This window comes from Haloarcula salinisoli (assembly GCF_019599405.1).
Taxonomy (GTDB): Archaea; Halobacteriota; Halobacteria; order Halobacteriales; family Haloarculaceae; genus Haloarcula; species Haloarcula salinisoli.
The window spans coordinates 1,111,175-1,130,462 of the sequence record NZ_RKLQ01000002.1 but is presented as its reverse complement, the minus strand read 5'-3'; the positions used below and the strand labels follow the sequence as shown (position 1 = coordinate 1,130,462).

Sequence of the window (19,288 nt, the reverse complement as noted above, 5' to 3'; positions counted from 1 at the left end):
CAGCCAGAAAGCCCCGAGTGGCTACGGTCCCGCGACTCGCTGTCGTTCGAAAGACGCGGAACGTCTTTCGTGATGAGCGTGGGACTCTGCGAGTCCCACGAACCTGCGAACGGGCGGCTCCGCCGCCCGTGAGCAGATGACAAGAGAGCCTTGCTCTCTCGAACCACGAAGGAAGCGCACAGCGAGGCCCCCGAGTTTAGCTGGCCGGGGCTTTCTGGCTGTTCACACAATCAAATCCAACGACGACCCAAACAGGAAACACCCATCCGCCTCGACGCCGACGATAGCGTATGCCCAGAGAGATAACCGGCGAGGTCATCCACGTCGTCCCGCCGGAGGAGCAAAGCGACTACGAACTCGACGGGACCGTCGCGGAGCTGGCCGACTCGCGCTATCTCCTCGTCTGCCGGGAGGGCGGCGTGCCGTCCTTTTTCGAGCGGGTAGTCGCCTTTTTCAAACGCGACCCCATCACGCCGGTGACCCTCGTCTCGGACGAGGGGGCCGAAGAAGGCGCCGAAATCGAGGCGACTGTCGATTTCACCACTGTCGACGGCGTCTACGAAGTCCTCGAAATAGAATAACGGGCGGGCAGTACGGCGAAACCCGGCTCCGGTGTCACACGCTCCAGTTGGCCGCGGCGGTAGTTAGTTCAGCAGCTCAGCACTCGGACCAGCCACAGGACTCGCAGGTCTTGCAGCCTTCCGAGTAGTACAGCGACATCGAGCTACACTCGGGACACTCCGGGCTCTCGCCGGCGTCGATGAGGTCCTGCTGGGCGCTGTCGGTGCCCGCGTCGGCCTGCGGGCCAGCGTCGGTCTGTGCGCCCGAGTCAGCGGCCTGTGGCCCGCCGTCCGTCTGGTGAGAGGCGGACTGCTCGCGGGCCTGCTCCTCCTCGGCGGTCTCCTCCAAGGTGACCTGCTGCGGGTAGGCCTTGTCGACGTCGCCGTCGAGGTAGCGACGCAGGGCCGTGCCGATGGCGTCCGGGATGGACTGAATCTGCTCGCCCTTGTCCCAGGCGACCTTCGGCGACCGGATACCCTGCAGTTCGTCGGCGATCTCCTCGGGGTCGACACCCGAACGGAGCGCCGTCGAGATGGTCTTGGCCAGCGCCTCGGTGAAGGAGGCGGTGAAGCCACCGGAGTTCCCGATGTTGGCAAAGAGCTCGAACGGTCGCTCGGCCTCGGGGTCCTCGTTGATGTTGACGTACAGTTTCCCGTAGCCGGTGTCGATGCGCTGGGTGACACCATGCAGGACGTCGGGTCGGGAGCGCTTGCGGGCGAACTCGCTTTGCTCGCCGTCGGCGGCCGACAGCATCCCCTGGACGGAGTCGTCGAGTGCGGCCTGGACGGCCTCGTCCTCGAGGAAGCCCTCGATACCGCCGAACATCTCTTCGAGCTGGGCGACCAGTTCCTCGGTGTCCATATCCGAGAACTCGGTGTTCTGGGCCCGCGTGGTCAGCACCTGCTTGCTTCGGGTGCCGTCGCGGTAGTAGGTGACGCCCTTGCCGCCGTGGTCGTAGATGTACTGGAACACCTCGGCGGCGTCCTCGATGGTGGAGTCGTTGGGGGCGTTGACCGTCTTCGAGATGGCAGAGTCGACGCCCTCCTGGCAGGCGACCTGGATGCCGGCGTGGTCACGCGCCGAGAGGTCGCCGGTGGTGACGAACAGCTCGCCGATGGCGTCCGGGACGGTGGTGAGCCCGTCGACGCCGTCGAACTCGTTGTTGGCCATCTGCTCTTCGGCCTCCTCCTTGACGGCCTCGACGTCGATGTCGTTGTCCTCTAAGGCCCGGAGGAAGTAGTCGTCGAACTCGACGAGCATCTCGTCGCCCTGGACGTCGTCGGAGACGTTCTTGTAGTAGGCGACGTTGTAGATTGGCTCACAGCCACCCGTCGTGTTACCGATCATCGACGTGGTGCCGGTGGGCGCGATGGTCGTCGTGTTGTGGTTGCGGATGGGGAAGCCCTCGGCCCAGTCGTCGGCGTCCTCGCCGGTCTGTTTCTCGAACCACTCGCGGTACTCCGTGGGGTTCGCGTACTTGGAGTTGTCCCACTCCTCGAAGGTGCCACGGTCCTCTGCGAGTTCGCGGCTGGCCTTCTTCGAGCCGTGGTTGATGTGACGCATCACCTGGCGGGCGATCTCGTTGGCCTCGGGCGAGCCGTACTCGACGCCGAGCTGGATGTACAGCTGGGCGAGTCCCATGATGCCCAGGCCGATCTTGCGCATCTCGCGGACCTTCTGCTCTATCTTCTCGACCGGGAAGTCCGACATCGTGACGACGTTCTCGAGGAAGCGCGTCCCGAGCTCGATGCGGTGGTCGAGCTCCGCCATGTCCAGCGCTTCGTCGAGGAAGGCGTCGATGGCCGCCTCCTGGGAGTCGTACTGGTCTGCGTGCTCGTCGGCCCAGACGCGGTAGTCGGGGGCGTCGAGCGCGGCGAGCGTCGAGAGGTTGATGTGGCCGAGGTTACAGGCCTCGTACTCCTCGAGGGGCTGCTCGCCACACGGGTTCGTGGCGAGAATCTGGTGGTCGGGGTGTTCCTCGACGTCGAAGGAGTGCTCCTTGTTGACGCGTTCGAGGTAGATGACGCCCGGTTCGCCGTTCTCGTGGGCGCCCTGGACGATGCGCTCGAAGAGCTTCTCGGCGGGGATGGAGAGCTCCTCGCCGACCTCGACGTACTCGCCGAGATCGAACATCGAGTACAGCTCCTTGGTCTCGGCGGTGGCGATGTGGGGCTCTTCGGTGCGCGGGTTGGTGAAGGTAAAGTCCTCGCCGTTCTTGTAGGCCTCCATGAAGTCGTCGGTGATACCGACGGAGATGTTGAAATTCGAGAGGTGGCCCTCGACGGCGTTGCGGAGGTGCTTGGGAACTTTGCCGTCCTCGTCGATGAGTTCGCGGGCCTCTTCGAGGGCTTCGGCAAAGGAGTTGTGCGTGAAGTCGTCGGGGTCGTTCAGGCGCAGGGTCTCGGCCAGGGAGACGTCCTTGTTCTTGGCGTGGATGAACTGGATGACGTCCGGGTGCGAGACGCGCATGACACCCATCTGGGCGCCACGGCGGGCGCCACCCTGAGCGATGGTCTCACACATCTGGTCGTAGGTCCGCATGAACGTGATGGGGCCCGAGGCGATGCCGCCGGTGGAACCGACGGGGTCGCCATAGGGGCGCAGTTTCCAGAACGCGTAGCCCATACCGCCGCCGGACTGGAACACCTGTGCTGCTTCCTTGGCGGTCTGGTGGATGTCGTCGATGTCGTCGGCCGGCGAGTCGACGAAACACGCCGACAGCTGCTGGAGCTCGTCGCCGGCGTTCATCAGGGTCGGCGAGTTCGGCATGAAGGAGAGCGACTCCATCTGGTCCTGGAAGGAGTCGGCGGTCTCCTCGACGTGGTCCCGAACGGCGTCGGGCAGCTCCGGGACGACGGTGTCGTAGGCGAACTTGTTGACGTTGTACACCGAGAGCGTGGTCTCGACGTCGTCTGTCGCTGTGGTCCCCTTGCCGAAGACCTCGGCGGCGAGCTCGTCCCGGCGCGGGTGGTCGGGCTTCAGCTGGTCTGGCGTGACCGTGATGTCGAGGTCCTGCTTGTCAGCCTCGAAAACGGCCTCGGCGAGTGCGATGTTCTTCGCGACGCGCTCGAAGAGGTCCTCCGGGTCCTCGACGAGGTCCCCGTTCGAGTCCTTGCGCAGATATCGTGCGGGCAGGATATTGTGGTAGGCGTTACCTGTCAGCCGGTCTTCGAGGGTGTCCCCCTCGGTGCGCTTGATAGGCAGTGTGAGGTCGTCGGCGGTGAGCTCCGCGTCACTCATCCGTCGTCCTCCCCACTGTTGCGACCCGCTGGCAGCCGATGTCCCGTTTTGGTGTGTTCCGAGTTCCGGTCATTTCTGGCGGCGAATAGGTATTCATGGATGGGGTATAACGCTTGCTTTCTCAGTTTCGTGTCAGGTCCCGTAGCTATCAAATAGATGATACTACGGTGGTTGTGAGCGATGCCGACGGCACGGTACGGACTGGTCGTGTACGACCACTAGCAACGGCGATAACTTCTTAATGGTGAGTAGACCGTAGTGAAAGTGGAATCGGAACCCCACTAACCGCCCGATGGGAGCGAGAAATCCAGTGGAAACTAGCGGGGGTTTCAGGTGGAGATTGTCGGTGACTGGGCCCCGATATAGAAGGTTATAGCCCGCGTCAGACGTGACGCCGTCCGGCGATTATCGGACTACACCACCGCTGTCTTGCGATGCGCCCCAGCAGCGGCCGGACGGCGGCTCGTTTCGCGGCGTGAGCGCGGGGAGTCGAAGCACGCTCTCTCAGGTTCGTTTCAGTTGGCTGAAATTTGATACTACCGCTGTCGAAGCCACGAAGTATTTGTGTCCGCTATGTGTCATAGGCAGTATGCTCGGCCTGTTGCAACTCGGTGGGATTGGCACCGTTCCGGCAGTCCTCGCCGGCCTCATCCTCATAGCTATCGTCCTCCTGGTCGGCCGCCTGGTGATGAAGGTCGCGTGGCGGCTCGTCATCATCGGCATCATCGTTGTCGGGACGATATGGCTGCTGGGCCTGCTCGGCTTCGGTGTGCTCTAGAGCCCAGCGAGAAAGTTCTCGATGACATCGTGACCGACGGCCGTCAACACCGACTCCGGATGGAACTGGACGGCCTCGATGGGGTAGTCGCGGTGACGGACACCCATCACCAGCTCGGTCCCGTCCTCGGTCGTGGTGGTCGCCGAAATCTCGAACTCCTCGGGTACCTCGGTCGCCACCAGCGAGTGGTAGCGCCCGCCCTGTAACCCCTGTTCCAGCCCGGCGAAGACGCCCTCGCCGTCGTGGTCGATAGGGAACGCTTTCCCGTGGATTGGCTCGGGCGCGCGGCCGACGGTGCCGCCGTAGGCGTAGACGGCCGCTTCCAGGCCCAGACAGACGCCCAGCGTCGGCGTGTCGGGACTGAGCTCACGGAGGACGTCCATCGTCACGCCCACGTCACGGTCGTTCCTGGGGTGGCCCGGCCCCGGCGAGATGACGATGGCGTCGGGGTCAAAGGCCCGCACGTCCTCGAGCGTGGCCGTGTTCCGGACGACCTCGGTCTCGGCGTGTTCGGAGACGTACTCGACGAGATTGTAGGTAAAGGAGTCGAAGTTGTCGACGAAGAGGACGCGGGGCTGGTCCCCCGCCGTCTCGCTGGCGGCGTCTGCGCTCATCGGCTCACCTCCGGTTCGTCGGCGACGGTCGAGTCGGCCGCCCCGCCCTCGCGCTCGATACGCTCGACGGCCGCCAGCACGCCGTCCATCTTCTGTTCGGTCTCGATGTACTCGCTCTCGGGGTCCGAATCGGCGACGATACCGGCACCGGCCTGGACCGTCACTCGGTCGTGGACCGGCTCGTCGTCGTCGGGCAGCGGGACCCCTTCCTCGACGGTCGCCGAGCGGATGACGATGGCGAAGTCGGTGTCCCCGCCCCAGTCGAAGTAGCCGACGCCGCCGCCGTAGGGCCCTCTGGGCGAGCGCTCCAGTTCGTCGATTATCTCCATCGAGCGAATCTTGGGCGCCCCGGAGAGGGTCCCGGCCGGGAACGTCGCCCGGGCAGCGTCGAAGGCGTCTTGCTCCGGCGCGAGCGTCCCCGTCACCGTGGACTCGATGTGCTGGACGTGGCTGTACTTCAGGACGTTCATGAACTCCTCGACCCGAACGGAGCCGGCCTCGGAGACCCGTCGGACGTCGTTTCGCGCCAGGTCGACAAGCATCGTGTGTTCGGCCCGCTCTTTCCCGTCGGCGAGCATCTCGCCGGCCAGCCGGCGGTCCTCGACGGGTGAGTTCCCTCGTGGGCACGTCCCGGCGATGGGGTTCGAGACGACGCGGTCGCCGGCCACGGAGACCAGCGTCTCCGGGCTCGCGCCGACGATGCTCAGGTCGTCGTGGCCGAGCAGATACATGTACGGCGAGGGGTTGACCTCCCGCAGCGCCGCGTACAGCCCCAGCGGGTCGATGTCGCCGTACAGCTCCCGGGTCCTGGAGATGACGCCCTGGTAGATGTCCCCCGAGAGGACGTACTCCTTGGCCGTCCTGACGGCGTCCTCGTACTCGTCTTTCGGTCCGGCCACCTCGGCCTCGCGGCTGAAGCCGCCGGTCGACAGCGTCTCGGCCGTCGAGAGGGCCGTCTCGACACGCTCGGCCTCCGCGACGAGCTCGTCGTAGCGGGCCCCGGCGTCCTCGTCGGCGCGGACGACCGGCGTGAACACGAGTTCGACGGCGCCCTCGGCGTGGTCGAAGCGCAGCGTCGAGGTGGTCAGGACGAACTGCGCGTCCGGGAACCGGGAGTCGGGTCGCTCCATCCCGACCTCGTCGAGCCAGAGGTCGTAGACGGCGTCGTAGGCCAGAAAGCCCACGAGCCCGCCGTCCAGATGCTGGCGGTCCATCTCGGGGAACCCGCGCAGTTCGACGTCGGGCATCGCCGCCCGGAGGTCGTCGACGACGTCGCCGCCGTCGGTGGTCACGAGGTCCGCGTAACGGTCGTCGAAGACCTCGACCTCGCTTTCATCGCCGGTGACGGTGACGACCGCTCGCGGGTCGTAGCCGACGAAGGAAAACCGGGCGTGGCGGTCGTCCGTCTCGGGGGCGAAAGCCCCGTCCGGGTCGCTGGAGGCGACCTTCTCGGCGCTCTCCAGCAGGAAGGTGTAGTCGCTCTCGGTGGCGTCGCTCGTCCGCCCTGAGAGCGCGGCGTAGGCCGCGAGCGGTTCGAGGTCGACGTCGAGGTCGGCCGCGGCCCGGACCACGACCGGCCGGTCGGCCTCGGCGTGCTCGATGAACTCCTCGCGGGAGATATCGATGTTCACGCCGATACCCCCGTGTCAGCGTTCGCCGCGGTGGCGTTCGAGACGAACCGACGGACCGCGTCGTGGTCCTTCTGGCCCCCGCTGGATTCGACCCCACTGGCCGTATCTACCGCGAACGGCCCGACGGTACGGACGGCCTCGTCGACGTTTTCAGGAGTGAGGCCGCCGGCCAGAATCACGGGGACGTCGAGCGAGGCCACAACCTCACGCGTGCGCTCCCAGTCGTGGGTCTCGCCGGTGCCACCCGCACCCTCGTCGTCGACCGAGTCCACCAGCAGGGCGTCGGCGTGGTTGGCGTACTCGGCGATATCGTCGGCCTCGGCATCGACCACGGCGACTATCTGCTGGGTGACGCGCCGAGCAAGCGCGCCCAGCTCCGCGGGTTCCAGCCCATCGTGAATCTGCACGGCGTCGGGCTCGATTTCGTCGACGCGCTTGACCGCCTGCTGGACGGTCCGTGGCATGGTCACCAGCACGCTCGTCACGAGTGGCGCCACGCCGGCGACGAGCGACGCGGCGGTGTCCGCGTCGACCTCTCGGGGCGTCTCGACCGGGACCCCGTGGATGACACCGACGGCGTCGGCGCCCGCCGCGACGATGGCGTCGCGGTCCGCCTCGTTCGTCACGCCGCAAATCTTCACGCGCGTCATTCCCCGATCAGGTCCTCCAGCTTCGCGGCGGCGTCGCCCGACTCGATGGCCGCTCGGGCGTGCTCGACCCCCGCCTCGTGGCTCTCGGCGACGCCCGCGACGTAGATGGCCGCGCCCGCGTTCGCGAGGATGATGTCACGCTTCGCGCCGGTGACCTCGCCGGAGACGATACCCCGGAGGTCCTCGGCGTTTGCCTCCGGCGAGCCGCCGGCGACGGCGTCGATGTCGTGTTGTTCGAGCCCCATGTCAGCGGGCGTGATGGTGTACTCCGAGATGGAGTCACCGGTGACCTCCGCGACGGTGGTCTCGTCGTGGATGGCTATCTCGTCCAGCCCGCTCCCGTGGACGACGAGCGCTCGCTCGGTCTCCAGACGAGCCAGCGCCTCGGCGAGCACCGGGACGAGGTCGGGGTCGTACACCCCGAGCACCTGTGCCTCGGCGCCGGCGGGGTTCGTCAGCGGCCCGAGGATGTTGAAGACGGTGCGCATCCCCAGTTCCTTGCGCGGGCCGATGACGGCCTTCATCGCCGGGTGGAAGACGGGCGCGAGCATGAACCCGATACCGTCCCGCTCGATGCGCGCCTCGACGGCCGGCGGCTCCGCGTCGACGTCGACCCCGGCGACCTCCAGCACGTCGGCGCTGCCCGACGACGAGGAGACCGAGTAGTTGCCGTGTTTCGCGATGGGGACGCCCGCCCCCGCCGCGACGATAGCGCTCGTCGTCGAGACGTTGATCGTGTTGTAGTCGTCCCCGCCCGTCCCACAGGTGTCGACCAGCCCCTCGCGGTCTGGCTGGATGGTCCGGGCCGCGTCACGCATCCCCTGGGCGAAGCCCGCTATCTCGGCCTCTGTCTCCCCCTTGGCCCGCAGCGCCGACAGCAGCGCTCCAATCTGGGCCTCGGTGGCGTCTTCGAAGACGAGCGTCGCGACCTCGCGTGCCTCGTCCTGTGTCAGGTCCTCGCCGTCAGTAACGCGCTCGATGTATGCCTGCATAGTGGTCACCAATGGTCTTTTTCGTGTTGTGATGTACAAATCTGCACACTGACTTAAGCCTATCGGGGTCCCACCAGTGGTGTTCACCTGAGCGAATTGTAGCTCTAACAGCCAGAAAGCCCCGCTAGCAACGATTGACAACGGCACAGCGAACAGTCAGAAAGCCCCCGAGCTATCGGCTTTGGTTCGCGGGCCGTAGGCCCGCTCACCAAGACGAGGGACCTCCGGTCCCTCGCGACCCGCGACTCGCTGCGCGCGCTTCGCGTGCTTGCGTCACGGGGAGAGCGAAGCTCTCCCGAGCCACGCGGCGAAGCCGCGGACGCCGGGGTTCGTCGATAGCTCGGCCCCTTTCAGTCCCACCCTGCCAGTTGGTCAAACAGCGTTGGGCGGGACTGAAAGGGGCGGCTGGCTCCGGGAAGGCGGCCGCCGCAAGGACCGCAACGCAGTGAGGACCGTCGTTCGAAAGACGCGAAGCGTCTTTCGTGATCACGAGAGGGCTTCGCCCTCTCGGACGACAGCGAGGCCCCCGACCGGAGCCAGCCGGGGCTTTCTGGCTCTTTGGCTCCCCAGCAGTCGGAGTAGCCACGACTACGACATTACGATCACGAAGTGTGTGCCGAATCAACAGACGCCGTGCGGGTCCGGAATTCGAAACCTTCAATTATACCCCCCGGCAAGGATTGGTTGCACGAGGCAGCGAGGGTTCGTGGTCTAGGTCGGTTATGACACCTCCTTGACATGGAGGAGGCCGGCGGTTCAAATCCGCCCGAACCCATTTCTCGAATTATCGCCGCTGGGGAATCACCGGGCAGTGACAGTCACAGAGTGAGCAAATACTGGGTCTGTTCCGGTATCGTACTCCGGGCCGGCGTGTGGGACTGTGAGACTGAGTAGAGCGCTCGTGTCGGCACCGTGGAGCGAGCACTAACCGTTACTACCCCACACCATCGCGTTAGTCGTCACTCTGGGTCGTCTCCTCGCTTTGGCTCTCGGCGGTTTGACGTTTGTGCTGACTCTCGTTCCAGGATTCGATCTTGTCACTGGTCCACTCGTCAGGGGACGACTCGAGGCGACCAAAACTGTCCGGTAGGCGACGTGCCTGACTTTGCTGTTCGTATGCGTAGCCCAGTTCAATGAGCCTCTCCTCCTCGAACTCGGGGACAGCGAACTCGATACCGACTGGCATCTCACTCTCGTCCGTGAATCCTGCGGGGACCGTCATTGACGGGAACTCCAGCGCAGGGGTCAACTGTGCGTTCGATCCCCATGGCTCATCGCTGTCAATATGCGGTGCGGTGTGTCTGGTCGCCGGATAGACGATCGCATCAAGATCGTTCTCGGCGAAGGTGCTCAACACCGACTGCTGGAGATCGTCGCGTCGACTGAGCGTCTGTAAATACTCGACGTTCTCGTTGACTGCATCCTCGTCGACTTCCTCGCGTTCCTTGATATAGCTAATCGCCGGGGAATATTCACCGGATTCGACAATCTCCGCGAGATTTTCGGGAGCGTCAGAATCCTCTACCTCTGAGAGGTACGAGTTGATATCACGATTGAACTCGTCCCCGGAACTAACGTTGGCACTGTAAACGAAGTCCCAGGATGGGGCATCGACCGGGTCAACAACCGTTGCGCCTGCTTCTTCGAGTTCGGTAAGCGCATCGTCGAAGACGTCCGCCACCGCGTTGGCGTCGGCAACGATGTCGGAATCCGATTCCTCTTTTTCTTCTTCCGTGGGCCCTACCCAATCCCGATAAACCCCGATACGGGCGGACTCCAGCCCGTCGAGTCGCAAGTAGTCGGTGTAGCTGCGACCATCAGCATGTGGGGTCTCACCGATGCTCTCACTGGTTTCGGGATCCGCTGAATCGTAACCGACGACAACGTCCAGGAGCATGGCTGTGTCAGCGACCGTTCGAGTCATCGGTCCGGACGTGTCTTCCGTCAATGCGAGCGGGATAATTCCGTCCCGGCTGATGAGTCCAGTCGAGGGACGAAGGCCGACGAGCGAGCATGCCGCTGATGGGACACGGACGGAGCCGCCGGTGTCGGAACCAGTGCTGAGAACTCCGAGATTCGCTGCCATCGCAGCTGCACTTCCGCCGCTGGACCCCCCGGCGTGTCTCTCGGTATCATACGGGTTGGTAGTGGTCCCACCGAACGAGCTGATCGTCTCATAACTAAACGCGAACTCGCTGAGATTCGCTTTCGCAAGCACAAGTCCACCTGCATCCCGTATCTCGGAGACGATGGTCGCGTCGTCAGTCGGGTTCGATTCGGCCATCGAAACAGAACCAGCGGTCGTCGGGATGTCTGCCGTATCGTGATTGTCTTTCAGTATTATCGGGACGCCGTGAAGTGGACCCACGTCTTCACCCGCTTCAAGTGCCGCGTCCAGTTCCCCAGCCCGATCCAGGACATGTGGATTGATCCGTATAATCGCGTTCAGTTCGTCCTCGAACTCTTCTATGCGTTCGAGATACCGAACGACGACCTCTTGGACGGTTAGCTGTCCCGTCCGATATTTTTTCACGACATCTCGGGCAGTGACCTCCAGAGGATCGAAGTCGTCGTCCGGCACATCGGAGGATTGGGAACCAAAAAGTCCACTCCCTGGCACGACGGCAGCAGCGCCCAGAACACCCAATGATCCGAGGAAGCCCCTCCGTTTGAGATGCTCGTTACTTTCTGCGGGCTCGCTACCAGAATTGCCATCATGTTTTCTATTTTGCATGCAATATTGACAATTTTGAGAAGATGTATCAAATTTTTGTATAATGATAGCTATGCAGTTAGCAAAAGTTGCAGTTCTTTAAGATTCATATTAGAACTAGTATATTGTAGCCCGTTCGTCACTTCTGGCAAGCACAGGTACAGTGTTGAATCATCATCACGCCAGCCGGCTTCCGGCCGATTACCAATACGCAGCGACAAGAATCTGTCTGACCAGCTATGGGAATCAGGCCCTCTTGATAATATCGTGGTCTGGTGTCAGTAACTTCAGAAAGGAACTCTGAGATATTCTCGCGAGACGTTACTGTGTAAAATGGTACTATATACCCGTGCGAGAAGGTCCGCGAGCAAGGCGTGAAATCACGGATTACTCGTCGTGAATTCCGGGCCATCTGTCACGCCCACAGCGCGTGGGTCGGTAGACTTCACTGCGTTCGGCCTCGTGACACCACACGCTTCGGCGATGTCGCTCGCTGACTGCCCCGCCTCGACGTCCCGTCCCCTGTGAAAGTCGGCGTCCCTGTTCTCCGGGGCGGTCTGGGACCGCATTCCCGTATCAAGTCCCGCAATTCCGGTCAGTTTCAGTAGCTTCTTACACCGGCCAGCGGACTTATATGTATGAACGATGCACTCGGTTCGGTCCAGTCGTTCGAACAGTTCGTCCTGCTGTCCGTCGCCGAGCTGTCGGAAGACGGGGAGACGCCGGCCCACTCCTACGACGTGACCGAGACGGCCAAGGCGCGCATGGACGAGCTCGAACGCCCGCCCTTCGGTGGCATCGAGCGCCGGGAGGTCATCACGGCACTGGGGAACCTGACCGAGGCGAACCTGCTCGCGAAGGCGGAGACGGAGGACGCGGTCGGGAAGGGTCGCCCGGCCTACGAACTCGCCGTCGCGGCCGACGACGTGGTTGCGTTGCTGTCCGAGGACGAAGACATCGGCGCCTACGCCCGGTCGCTAGACGCCTAGTCGGACGATATCGGGGTCTGGGCCTGCTGGTCGAGCGCCGACGGCTCGCCGGCGTCCAGCCGCTCCAGTCGGTCAGTGATAGTGTGGACGGTCTCGCCGGCGGTGCAGGGGGCGACGTGTGCGAGTTCGTTCCCGTCGTACTCGGCCAGCCCCATCACCGGGAGCACCATCGCATCGTACGCCGACTCGGTCGCCTCGGAGTCGACGGTGGTCCGCTGGTAGAACGACTCCAGAGAGACGTTGTTCGAGAGCGCCCACTGCTTGAACTCGGCGACGCGGTTGAGGATGTACCGGCCCTCTTCCGTGTTGGCGGCCGCCGACTCGGGGGCGATTTGCTTGCCCCAGACGACGACGTTGTAGCCCGCTATCTCCTCGCGACGCTCCAGTTTCTCGAGTTTGTCGATGACGGTCTCCTGGCGCGACCCGGCACCGTCGGGCAGCATCGAGCGGACGTACAGTTCGACGTAGGGTTCGGTCTGGTTCATGGTATCCGAGATATGAAGATAGGACTACATATACGTTCGGTGGCGTGTGTATGAACCTCTCGGGAGGATATAATCACCTAGAACCTGGCCCGGTAGGCCCCTCGTCATGGACCCTTAGTCGCCGTGGAGCGTCTCGTGCAGACCGATGACCAGGGCGGGGACGACGACCATGAAGATATGTTCCTCGATGGGAATACCCAGCAGGTCGACGCCGGTTCGCAGCTGGATAGCGAAGACGCCCACTTCGAGGGTGTACCAGTCCCAGACGTACGCGATGGGGTAGAGCGCGACGATGGTCTTGCCGGCCATCCGAAGCGCGTCGGCCCGCCACAGGAGCGCCAGCGCGACGGTCCCCCAGACGACTTCCGTCACGAGATAGGTGTAGGGACCGAACACGCCGATGTCGGGGAGCATATCCCACAGACGGCTCGACCATCCTAAACGTTGTCCCCGACTCCACGCGACGGGAACTAAACCAACCTTGTTGACATCCTCCTCCGCCTGAATTCGGAGGAATCCCCAGCGTTGGGATATTAGGGTTTGCAGACGCCCTGTTCTCTCGGTGTGAACCGTCCGCTTTCGCGGTTGAACAGGAAGACTCCGGGCTGTGCCACGCAGCCGTTACTCATATCCCCCGATGAGGGACTCTGAGTTATCTTTCGGCGGATATTCACCGCACCGTTCACATCTGCATTCATTGTCGTCTCACACGATTCACAGACGTACAGCCCACGCTCCACACGGTTCGCGTCTCGAATCTGTTCACAATATGAACACATCCTGCTCGTATTTTCCTCGTCTACACGGTCAACGAGTATCCCGTGTTCTTCGGCCTTGTATTCGAGTAGACGAGTGAATCGGTCGAACTCCCATCCGTGGACCTCTTGTTCCCCGAAGAACCCCAATCTCGAGGGCCACCGTTGTCACCTTCTCGAATATCACTGAGGTCACCAACTGCTATCTTCTCCACCCCTTCTTCGACACACCGTTGCACAATGCATTTCGAGAGAGTGTGGAGGAAGTGGTCTTTGCGTCGGGAGAGTTTCCGCCGAGCTTTCAACGCACGCTTCGACGGCCCATTCTCTCCCTCGGTCTGGTACTCCTCGCGGGTAAAATAGTGCTTATCCTCTTTCAGCACGTTCCCCGGATATAGCTCGCTTGTACCATCTTCGTAGTCGATGGCGAGGTAGTTGCTGATGCCGAGGTCGATGCCCGCCGTCTTGTCGCCGGGCGCGTCCTCGACTGGGATTTCCTTCTTGCAGACGAGGTGGAGTTCCCACTGGTCACCGTTCCAGACAGCACGTACCTGTTGAATGCTCTCGACCTGTACGTCAGGACGGGTTTCGTACTCGGCGAGGATGAAGTCAGACTGCCCGTCCTTCAGGTTCCAGCCTTTTGAGAGACGGAGTTGACCGTGTTTGTCATCGTGTTTGATGCCTTTCTGCTTCCACGTCACAGTGGAGCGTGGGTGTCGGTCACCACGTTTTCGGTAGCCCGGCGGGTTGTTGTCGTCATCGGAGTTGTACCAGGCGGTAAACGCCTCAGCAAGTTCTTCGAGAACTCGCTGACTTGACTGAGAATGCAGGTCACTGTAGCGTTCGTGGGCTTTCAACTCCGATTTCATATCTTTCTCGTCGGGTATCTCACCGTCTTCTTCCCACCGTTCTTGGATAAAGTAGCGTCCGACGTTCCACAGTTTGGATGCCGAGAACCCGCACTGGTCAAGGACGTCACGAACTTCACTGTGGTTAGTAATTTGTGCGATGTAAGTACGGGTTGTCTCCAACATCCATTTGTTTCGTATTAATATACAGGCAAATAAGTGTTAAATTCGACAGGTCGGTGTGCAATATCCGCTCCCACTATCGACGGTAGTTCGTGAAACTGGTTGTCGGATTCATCCTGTGCCCGACGGGTGGAAATCCTCCTTGTTCTTTATAATCCTTCACGTACTACCTCCGCCTGGGAAGCACGATGGATATTTCTGACATTGCCACGAGAGAGTTTGTCGAGGTCGACGCTAACAAGCGGCTCGGGAAGGTCCGCGCTATCTTCGAGCGGGAGAACCCGAAAGGCATCATCGTCACCGAGGACGGTGAGTACGTCGGCATCATCACGCAGAAGCAGTTGGTGCAGTCCCACGTCGAGGACGACGCGAAGGCGGGGGCGATGGTCCGCTCGGCGCCCAAGGTCGAACGCACCGCGGACGTGCGCAAGGTCGCCCGCGTCCTCGTGGAAGGCGGGACCAAGGTAGCGCCGGTGTTCCAGGGGGAGGAGCTCTGGGGTATCATCACCGAGGACGCTATCCTGGAGGCGGTCATCGAGAACCTCGACGCCCTGACCATCGAGCAAATCTACACGGAAGACGTCATCACCGTCCGAGAGGATACCAACGTCGGCCAGATCGTCAACCTGCTGCGGAAACACAGCATCTCCCGGCTCCCGGTGTTAGACGAAACCGAGGGGCTAACCGGGATGGTCACCCGCCACGACATTGTCGACGTCGTGGTCCGGGACATGAACAAGGCCACCCGCGGCGACCGCTCGGGCGAAATCGAGCGGGTGCTCGATATGCCCGTCTACGACATCATGAACAGCCCGGTCGAGACGGCCGACCCGAGCGACTCGGTGCGCGATGCCGTGTCCCGGATGCTGGAGCACGACTTCGCCGGCCTCGTGGTGACCGACGACGTGAACCACGTCATCGGTATCGTCACGAAGACCGACGTGCTCCGGGCGCTGACCTACACCGAGGAGGACCACATGGACGTCCAGATCACGAACATCTCCCTGCTGGACACCATCTCCCGGGCGGACATCCGTGAGGACATCAGCAGCGTGGCCGACAAGTACCAGGCGATGCAGGTCCAGCACGCCCACGTCCGCTTCCACGAACACAAGGAGAAGCTCCGTGGCACCCCACTCATCCAGTGCCAGATTCGGCTCCGGACCAACAAGGGCCAGGCCGCCGGCTCCGGCGAGGGGTACGGCGCAGAGATGGCCTTCAACGTCGCGCTGGACAAACTAGAGCGGAACGTCCTCGAACGCAAGGGCGTCCAGGCAGACGAAGAGTACCGCGGACAGCTGCTGCGGAAGCTGGGCGAGCTGTAGTCGCCCGTTGACCGGCCGTTTCAGGCCCGGAAAAACGTTTTCAGCCAGGCGCTCTGGAGCGTCTGGACGGTGTCGGTCCAGCGGGTAAAGAACTCGGTGACAGGGGCCGCCGTCGGTTCGGCCGACGCCGGACGGGTCGTAATCTCCGTGTGACAGTCCGGACAGCTGTAGTGGACGGTCTGGCCGCTTCTGGCTCGCGTCCAGTCACCGTCGTACCGACTGCTGTGGCTACACTCCGGACAGAAGAGCGTGGCTTTCGGCGGACTATCGGCTGTTGGGGTATCAGGAGTCATTGGAGTGGGTAGGGCGTCGCCGCGTTCACGATGCGGTGGCGGCCGGGTCGACGGCGACCGGCGCCACGGGGGCGAGAGGGACCGACTGGTCGGCGGCGACGGCGCCACCGACTGCGAACGAGTCGAGTTGCATACTGTATCGACCGTTTCGTTTCCACCGCTAAAAATGTTTTTCGAGATAAAAACCGGTCTAGTTCAGGAACGTTCAGTCAGTATATAGGGCTATATATGGACGGTGCCGTCATGATACAACAGGGACACGACGTCTATACGTCGTCGGTTCCAACGGGCAGTCATGTTGGTCACAGAACACGACGGCCGACTGCTCGCCCGTATCGAGGACGACCAGATGGTGTTCGAGGTCAGCTTCGACGAACTAGACGCGACGGACGTGACGCTGCGGTTCTTGCGGGACGGCGAGAAGGTTGGAAGCATCTACAACGACGACGGGACCGAACGGACGATGGCCCGCCTGACCGTCCCCGGCGAGTCGGATTTCATCAGCGTCGAGGTCCCGAAGGCGTTCGTCGCGGACATCGTCGACACCGCGGTCGAAACCGGGCGCGTGGCCGACGAGACGGCTATCGAGGGCTACCGGCTGCGGGTGCTCTAGCCGAGACCGCCCAGGCCAGTCGTCGTCGGTCGGGACGGCGTGAGCGTCACGTGCCGTTCGTGGTGTTGTCGTCGGTCGGCGTGCCGTTCGTCGCGTCGTCGGATTCCTGCCACCAGTCCTGTGTATCGAGGAGCGCGTCCTCGTCGTCTTCGTCGAGGGGGCTGACGTCGAGCGTGACGAGCCGTTCGTTGTCGCCGAAGGGCGACCACTCCTGGTCGACCTCGTACACCTGTGGCTGGTTCTGGTCGTCGTCCGGAATGAACCCGAGGTCCTCGTCGTACGACCCGATGGGAGCGTCCTCGGCCACGAACAGCGGGACGACCTCGTCGGTGTCGAGCCACCGAATCTGGTAGGTGTTGTAGTCGGTGAAGAAGCTGTCCTGGACGTCACCGTAGTTCGGGGTGAACTCGACCACATCCGAGACGAAGACGAATCGGCCGTTCGGGTGGAAGTTCGAGATGAAGATGAGCGCCTGCCAGTCCTCTTCGAGGAGGCCGTCGTCGTCCTCCTGTGCAGCGGCAGTGCCGGACGCCCCGAGCGCGAGGGCCCCCGTGGCGAGCGCGCCTTTCTTCATGAAGTCCCGTCGGGAGTCGTCGATACGGTCGAGCAGTGTCTCACTGGTGTCGTCGGTCATACTAATCCTCCGTGGGTCCATAGCGGATTTTTCGGGGTGAGCACTGGCCCTGCAGTTGCGGCCCTCCAACCGCCGTCCCGCCGCGTGGCCGGGGAACGCAGCCACAGTGACAGCGGTGCGAGGCGCGCCCACCCGCAGTGAGCCGCCCTTGCGACCCGAGGGAACACCGTTTGCAGTTGCCACCGACGGACCCACTTGAGTATCGGGCACGCACCGGCCGCGGCACCGACCAGCAGTTGGTACTACCCAGCTTTACCCACCCATGCTGTACGGTCCCGATAGTGACATAGAATGAACACGACAAAAGAAGAACTCCCGACACTGATGGAGACACCGGACGCCGTAGTCCAGCAGCAGATGGACTTCGGCGAACTCCCGGCCGACACCACGCTGAGCGCGGAACACATGCACTTTTCGGCCGGGACTGACATCACCCCGCTGCTTGAGGGGCTCCCGGACGACCACTGCCCGGTCCCTCACTGGGGCTACGTCATCGACGGCGAGATTACCATCTCCTACGTCGACGGCAGCGAGGAGACCGACCGCGGCGGCGACGTGGTCTACTGGCCGCCGGGCCACACCGCCCGAGCAGAGCAAGACACCGAAGTCGTCCTGTTCAGCCCGCAGGAGGACCACCGGGACGTCTTCGACCACATGGCCGCGAAGATGGAGTCCTGAAAGGGTCGCTTTCCGGCGAGGGGCTTGTTCCAAACGGGACCGCAGTCAGTCGGTCTCGTCAGCTTCGTCGGATTCCCGCGCCAGTTCGACGACGTTGAGCTCCCAGTAGTGAGTCGAGCCGTCTGTCTCGAACTCCCAGGCGCCGCGGACGTCGACGTTGTTCTCGATAGCCGATTCGACGATGTCCGCGAGGGCGGACTCGAACTCTGCGGCGCTGTTGATATCTCCTGTCATAGCTGGTGGCCGTCCGGCCGTGACGCGGTCACATGGTCAGAAACGAACCAGACTCCGAGGGCGTGCAATATGGTTATCCGTTGGACCGTGGGGTAAAAGAACTATCGTTCAGCATGGTGCACCAAGTTTCATTTCGAGAGCCGGTGGAGCGGACGAGCCATATTTACATGACAGGCCACAGTAGACACGATAATGGCTGTCCTCGCGCATCTTCGGATTCCCGCTTCCACTTTCGAGCTGGGTCAGATACTCGATATGACCGAGGGCGCCACCATCAAACTCGAGACGCTCGTCCCGGTCGGTGAGAAAGCAGTCCCCTTCTTCTCCGTGCACGGGACCGTCGCGCCGGCCTTCGAAAAAAACGTCAGGGCCCACGAGTCCGTGACCAGCATCACCGAGGTCAGCGCACACGACGACAGTATCCTGTATGCCCTGGACTGGGGGGTAGGCGCGGACACCTTCTTTCGAACCATCGCCGAGACCGGAGCGACCATCCTCTCCGCGACTGGCGGGCCCGACAGCTGGGAGTTCGAGCTTCGGTTCACCACCTACGAGAGCCTGGAGATGTTCCGCGAGCACTGTTCGGAGCGGAGCGTCCCCGTCGAAGTCGAACGCATCTACAACCCATCCAGACCCGAAACCGGCCCCTTCTACGGACTTACACAGCCACAGCGGGAGGCCCTGCTGCGGGCAGTCGAGGGCGGTTACTACTCCATTCCGCGGGGGCTATCGACGAAGGACCTGGCCGAGGAGTTTGACATCTCGGACCAGGCGGTCACCGAGCGGTTACGGCGCGCGATACTCACGCTCGTGGACAACTCGCTGGTCGCCGCCATGGAAGCCGAGTCCGAGATAGAGGAGTAGCGTCCACGCTCGGAGCGTTTGCTGCGAGAGTCGAGACAGCAGACCCAGCAATCCGAATCCGTGGCTGTAGGTTTCGCGGGCTATGGGCCGTGAGCGCGCTCCGTCGCGCGAACCACCGTCAGAGCTCCGCTCTGACGAGCCCTCGTTCGCTAGGCTCGCGAGGACGGGGAAGGGCAGGGCTGTCGAAGTGAGCATCCGGCGCCGAGGG

General features: G+C 62.9%; 18 protein-coding genes, 1 tRNA gene and 1 pseudogene. 8 read left to right on the top strand and 12 right to left on the bottom strand.

Annotated features, from left to right (window positions below):
• Positions 1–290 precede the first annotated feature (290 nt).
• Positions 291–581: a DUF7526 family protein gene (locus tag EGD98_RS15060; protein ID WP_220589181.1), complete on the top strand. Its 291-nt coding sequence runs from the start codon at positions 291–293 to the stop codon at positions 579–581.
• Between the two features lie 76 nt (positions 582–657).
• Here the strand turns inward: EGD98_RS15060 and EGD98_RS15055 are convergent, their stop codons facing one another.
• The gene (locus EGD98_RS15055; protein ID WP_220589180.1) at positions 658–3,801 is read right to left on the bottom strand and encodes an adenosylcobalamin-dependent ribonucleoside-diphosphate reductase; all 3,144 of its coding nucleotides are present in this window, start codon (positions 3,799–3,801) and stop codon (positions 658–660) included.
• Positions 3,802–4,390: 589 nt separating this feature from the next.
• Here EGD98_RS15055 and EGD98_RS15050 point away from each other — a divergent pair.
• Positions 4,391–4,579, top strand: coding sequence for a DUF8029 family protein (locus EGD98_RS15050; RefSeq protein ID WP_220589179.1), 189 nt, complete (start codon positions 4,391–4,393; stop codon positions 4,577–4,579).
• Here EGD98_RS15050 and trpG read toward each other — a convergent pair.
• Genes trpG through trpD form a run of 4 tightly spaced genes read right to left on the bottom strand, consistent with a single transcriptional unit; the run spans position 4,576 to position 8,466 of the window.
• Entirely contained in the window at positions 4,576–5,193 is a 618-nt protein-coding gene (gene trpG, locus EGD98_RS15045) for an anthranilate synthase component II (RefSeq protein ID WP_220589178.1), read from the bottom strand. The two genes, EGD98_RS15050 and trpG, sit on opposite strands and share 4 nt — an antisense overlap.
• Positions 5,190–6,824, bottom strand: coding sequence for an anthranilate synthase component I (gene trpE, locus EGD98_RS15040; protein WP_220589177.1), 1,635 nt, complete (start codon positions 6,822–6,824; stop codon positions 5,190–5,192). Before trpE ends, trpG begins: the two co-directional genes overlap by 4 nt.
• The gene (locus tag EGD98_RS15035) at positions 6,821–7,474 is read right to left on the bottom strand and encodes a phosphoribosylanthranilate isomerase (protein WP_220589176.1); all 654 of its coding nucleotides are present in this window, start codon (positions 7,472–7,474) and stop codon (positions 6,821–6,823) included. The genes trpE and EGD98_RS15035 overlap by 4 nt, the downstream gene beginning before the upstream one ends.
• Positions 7,471–8,466, bottom strand: coding sequence for an anthranilate phosphoribosyltransferase (gene trpD, locus EGD98_RS15030; protein WP_220589175.1), 996 nt, complete (start codon positions 8,464–8,466; stop codon positions 7,471–7,473). The genes EGD98_RS15035 and trpD overlap by 4 nt, the downstream gene beginning before the upstream one ends.
• Before the next feature lie 700 nt (positions 8,467–9,166).
• Here trpD and EGD98_RS15025 point away from each other — a divergent pair.
• A tRNA-Val gene (locus tag EGD98_RS15025) sits at positions 9,167–9,241 on the top strand.
• Positions 9,242–9,418: 177 nt separating this feature from the next.
• Here EGD98_RS15025 and EGD98_RS15020 read toward each other — a convergent pair.
• Positions 9,419–11,047: an amidase gene (locus EGD98_RS15020; protein ID WP_220589174.1), complete on the bottom strand. Its 1,629-nt coding sequence runs from the start codon at positions 11,045–11,047 to the stop codon at positions 9,419–9,421.
• Between the two features lie 770 nt (positions 11,048–11,817).
• Here EGD98_RS15020 and EGD98_RS15015 point away from each other — a divergent pair.
• Positions 11,818–12,168: a hypothetical protein gene (locus EGD98_RS15015; protein ID WP_220589173.1), complete on the top strand. Its 351-nt coding sequence runs from the start codon at positions 11,818–11,820 to the stop codon at positions 12,166–12,168.
• Here EGD98_RS15015 and EGD98_RS15010 read toward each other — a convergent pair.
• From EGD98_RS15010 to EGD98_RS15000, 3 genes and pseudogenes are all read right to left on the bottom strand, one after another.
• Complete coding sequence (locus EGD98_RS15010) at positions 12,165–12,653, bottom strand: minor capsid protein (RefSeq protein WP_236039486.1); 489 nt, start codon at positions 12,651–12,653, stop codon at positions 12,165–12,167. The genes EGD98_RS15015 and EGD98_RS15010 overlap by 4 nt on opposite strands.
• A gap of 114 nt (positions 12,654–12,767) precedes the next feature.
• Positions 12,768–13,067, bottom strand: coding sequence for a lycopene cyclase domain-containing protein (locus tag EGD98_RS15005; RefSeq protein ID WP_220589172.1), 300 nt, complete (start codon positions 13,065–13,067; stop codon positions 12,768–12,770).
• A gap of 119 nt (positions 13,068–13,186) precedes the next feature.
• Positions 13,187–14,442: pseudogene (locus EGD98_RS15000) on the bottom strand (RNA-guided endonuclease InsQ/TnpB family protein).
• A 185-nt stretch (positions 14,443–14,627) separates the two neighbouring features.
• Here EGD98_RS15000 and EGD98_RS14995 point away from each other — a divergent pair.
• On the top strand, positions 14,628–15,764 hold the full coding sequence (locus EGD98_RS14995; protein ID WP_220589171.1) for a CBS domain-containing protein: 1,137 nt from the start codon (positions 14,628–14,630) through the stop codon (positions 15,762–15,764).
• 20 nt (positions 15,765–15,784) lie between these two features.
• Here the strand turns inward: EGD98_RS14995 and EGD98_RS14990 are convergent, their stop codons facing one another.
• A complete protein-coding gene (locus EGD98_RS14990) occupies positions 15,785–16,057 on the bottom strand; it encodes a phage terminase large subunit family protein (RefSeq protein ID WP_220589170.1) in 273 nt (90 codons plus the stop codon).
• Positions 16,058–16,352: 295 nt separating this feature from the next.
• Here EGD98_RS14990 and EGD98_RS14985 point away from each other — a divergent pair, with 295 nt between their 5' ends.
• Complete coding sequence (locus EGD98_RS14985) at positions 16,353–16,670, top strand: hypothetical protein (RefSeq protein WP_220589169.1); 318 nt, start codon at positions 16,353–16,355, stop codon at positions 16,668–16,670.
• A gap of 46 nt (positions 16,671–16,716) precedes the next feature.
• Here EGD98_RS14985 and EGD98_RS14980 read toward each other — a convergent pair whose 3' ends face one another.
• On the bottom strand, positions 16,717–17,304 hold the full coding sequence (locus EGD98_RS14980; RefSeq protein ID WP_220589168.1) for a twin-arginine translocation signal domain-containing protein: 588 nt from the start codon (positions 17,302–17,304) through the stop codon (positions 16,717–16,719).
• Between the two features lie 291 nt (positions 17,305–17,595).
• On the opposite strand from EGD98_RS14980, the gene EGD98_RS14975 reads away from it, so the two are divergent.
• Positions 17,596–17,982: a cupin domain-containing protein gene (locus EGD98_RS14975; protein ID WP_220589167.1), complete on the top strand. Its 387-nt coding sequence runs from the start codon at positions 17,596–17,598 to the stop codon at positions 17,980–17,982.
• A 45-nt stretch (positions 17,983–18,027) separates the two neighbouring features.
• Here EGD98_RS14975 and EGD98_RS14970 read toward each other — a convergent pair whose 3' ends face one another.
• The gene (locus EGD98_RS14970) at positions 18,028–18,216 is read right to left on the bottom strand and encodes a hypothetical protein (protein WP_220589166.1); all 189 of its coding nucleotides are present in this window, start codon (positions 18,214–18,216) and stop codon (positions 18,028–18,030) included.
• Between the two features lie 192 nt (positions 18,217–18,408).
• Here EGD98_RS14970 and EGD98_RS14965 point away from each other — a divergent pair, with 192 nt between their 5' ends.
• Complete coding sequence (locus EGD98_RS14965) at positions 18,409–19,080, top strand: helix-turn-helix domain-containing protein (RefSeq protein ID WP_220589165.1); 672 nt, start codon at positions 18,409–18,411, stop codon at positions 19,078–19,080.
• Positions 19,081–19,288 lie beyond the last annotated feature (208 nt).

Coding starts and splice junctions, on each gene's coding strand:
- EGD98_RS15060 (WP_220589181.1), top strand. CDS start 291: ATGCCCAGAGAGATAACCGGCGAGGTCATCCACGTCGTCCCGCCGGAG.
- EGD98_RS15055 (WP_220589180.1), bottom strand. CDS start 3,801: ATGAGTGACGCGGAGCTCACCGCCGACGACCTCACACTGCCTATCAAG.
- EGD98_RS15050 (WP_220589179.1), top strand. CDS start 4,391: ATGCTCGGCCTGTTGCAACTCGGTGGGATTGGCACCGTTCCGGCAGTC.
- trpG (WP_220589178.1), bottom strand. CDS start 5,193: ATGAGCGCAGACGCCGCCAGCGAGACGGCGGGGGACCAGCCCCGCGTC.
- EGD98_RS15035 (WP_220589176.1), bottom strand. CDS start 7,474: ATGACGCGCGTGAAGATTTGCGGCGTGACGAACGAGGCGGACCGCGAC.
- trpD (WP_220589175.1), bottom strand. CDS start 8,466: ATGCAGGCATACATCGAGCGCGTTACTGACGGCGAGGACCTGACACAG.
- EGD98_RS15015 (WP_220589173.1), top strand. CDS start 11,818: ATGAACGATGCACTCGGTTCGGTCCAGTCGTTCGAACAGTTCGTCCTG.
- EGD98_RS15010 (WP_236039486.1), bottom strand. CDS start 12,653: ATGAACCAGACCGAACCCTACGTCGAACTGTACGTCCGCTCGATGCTG.
- EGD98_RS15005 (WP_220589172.1), bottom strand. CDS start 13,067: ATGCTCCCCGACATCGGCGTGTTCGGTCCCTACACCTATCTCGTGACG.
- EGD98_RS14995 (WP_220589171.1), top strand. CDS start 14,628: ATGGATATTTCTGACATTGCCACGAGAGAGTTTGTCGAGGTCGACGCT.
- EGD98_RS14990 (WP_220589170.1), bottom strand. CDS start 16,057: ATGACTCCTGATACCCCAACAGCCGATAGTCCGCCGAAAGCCACGCTC.
- EGD98_RS14985 (WP_220589169.1), top strand. CDS start 16,353: ATGTTGGTCACAGAACACGACGGCCGACTGCTCGCCCGTATCGAGGAC.
- EGD98_RS14980 (WP_220589168.1), bottom strand. CDS start 17,304: ATGACCGACGACACCAGTGAGACACTGCTCGACCGTATCGACGACTCC.
- EGD98_RS14975 (WP_220589167.1), top strand. CDS start 17,596: ATGAACACGACAAAAGAAGAACTCCCGACACTGATGGAGACACCGGAC.
- EGD98_RS14970 (WP_220589166.1), bottom strand. CDS start 18,216: ATGACAGGAGATATCAACAGCGCCGCAGAGTTCGAGTCCGCCCTCGCG.
- EGD98_RS14965 (WP_220589165.1), top strand. CDS start 18,409: ATGGCTGTCCTCGCGCATCTTCGGATTCCCGCTTCCACTTTCGAGCTG.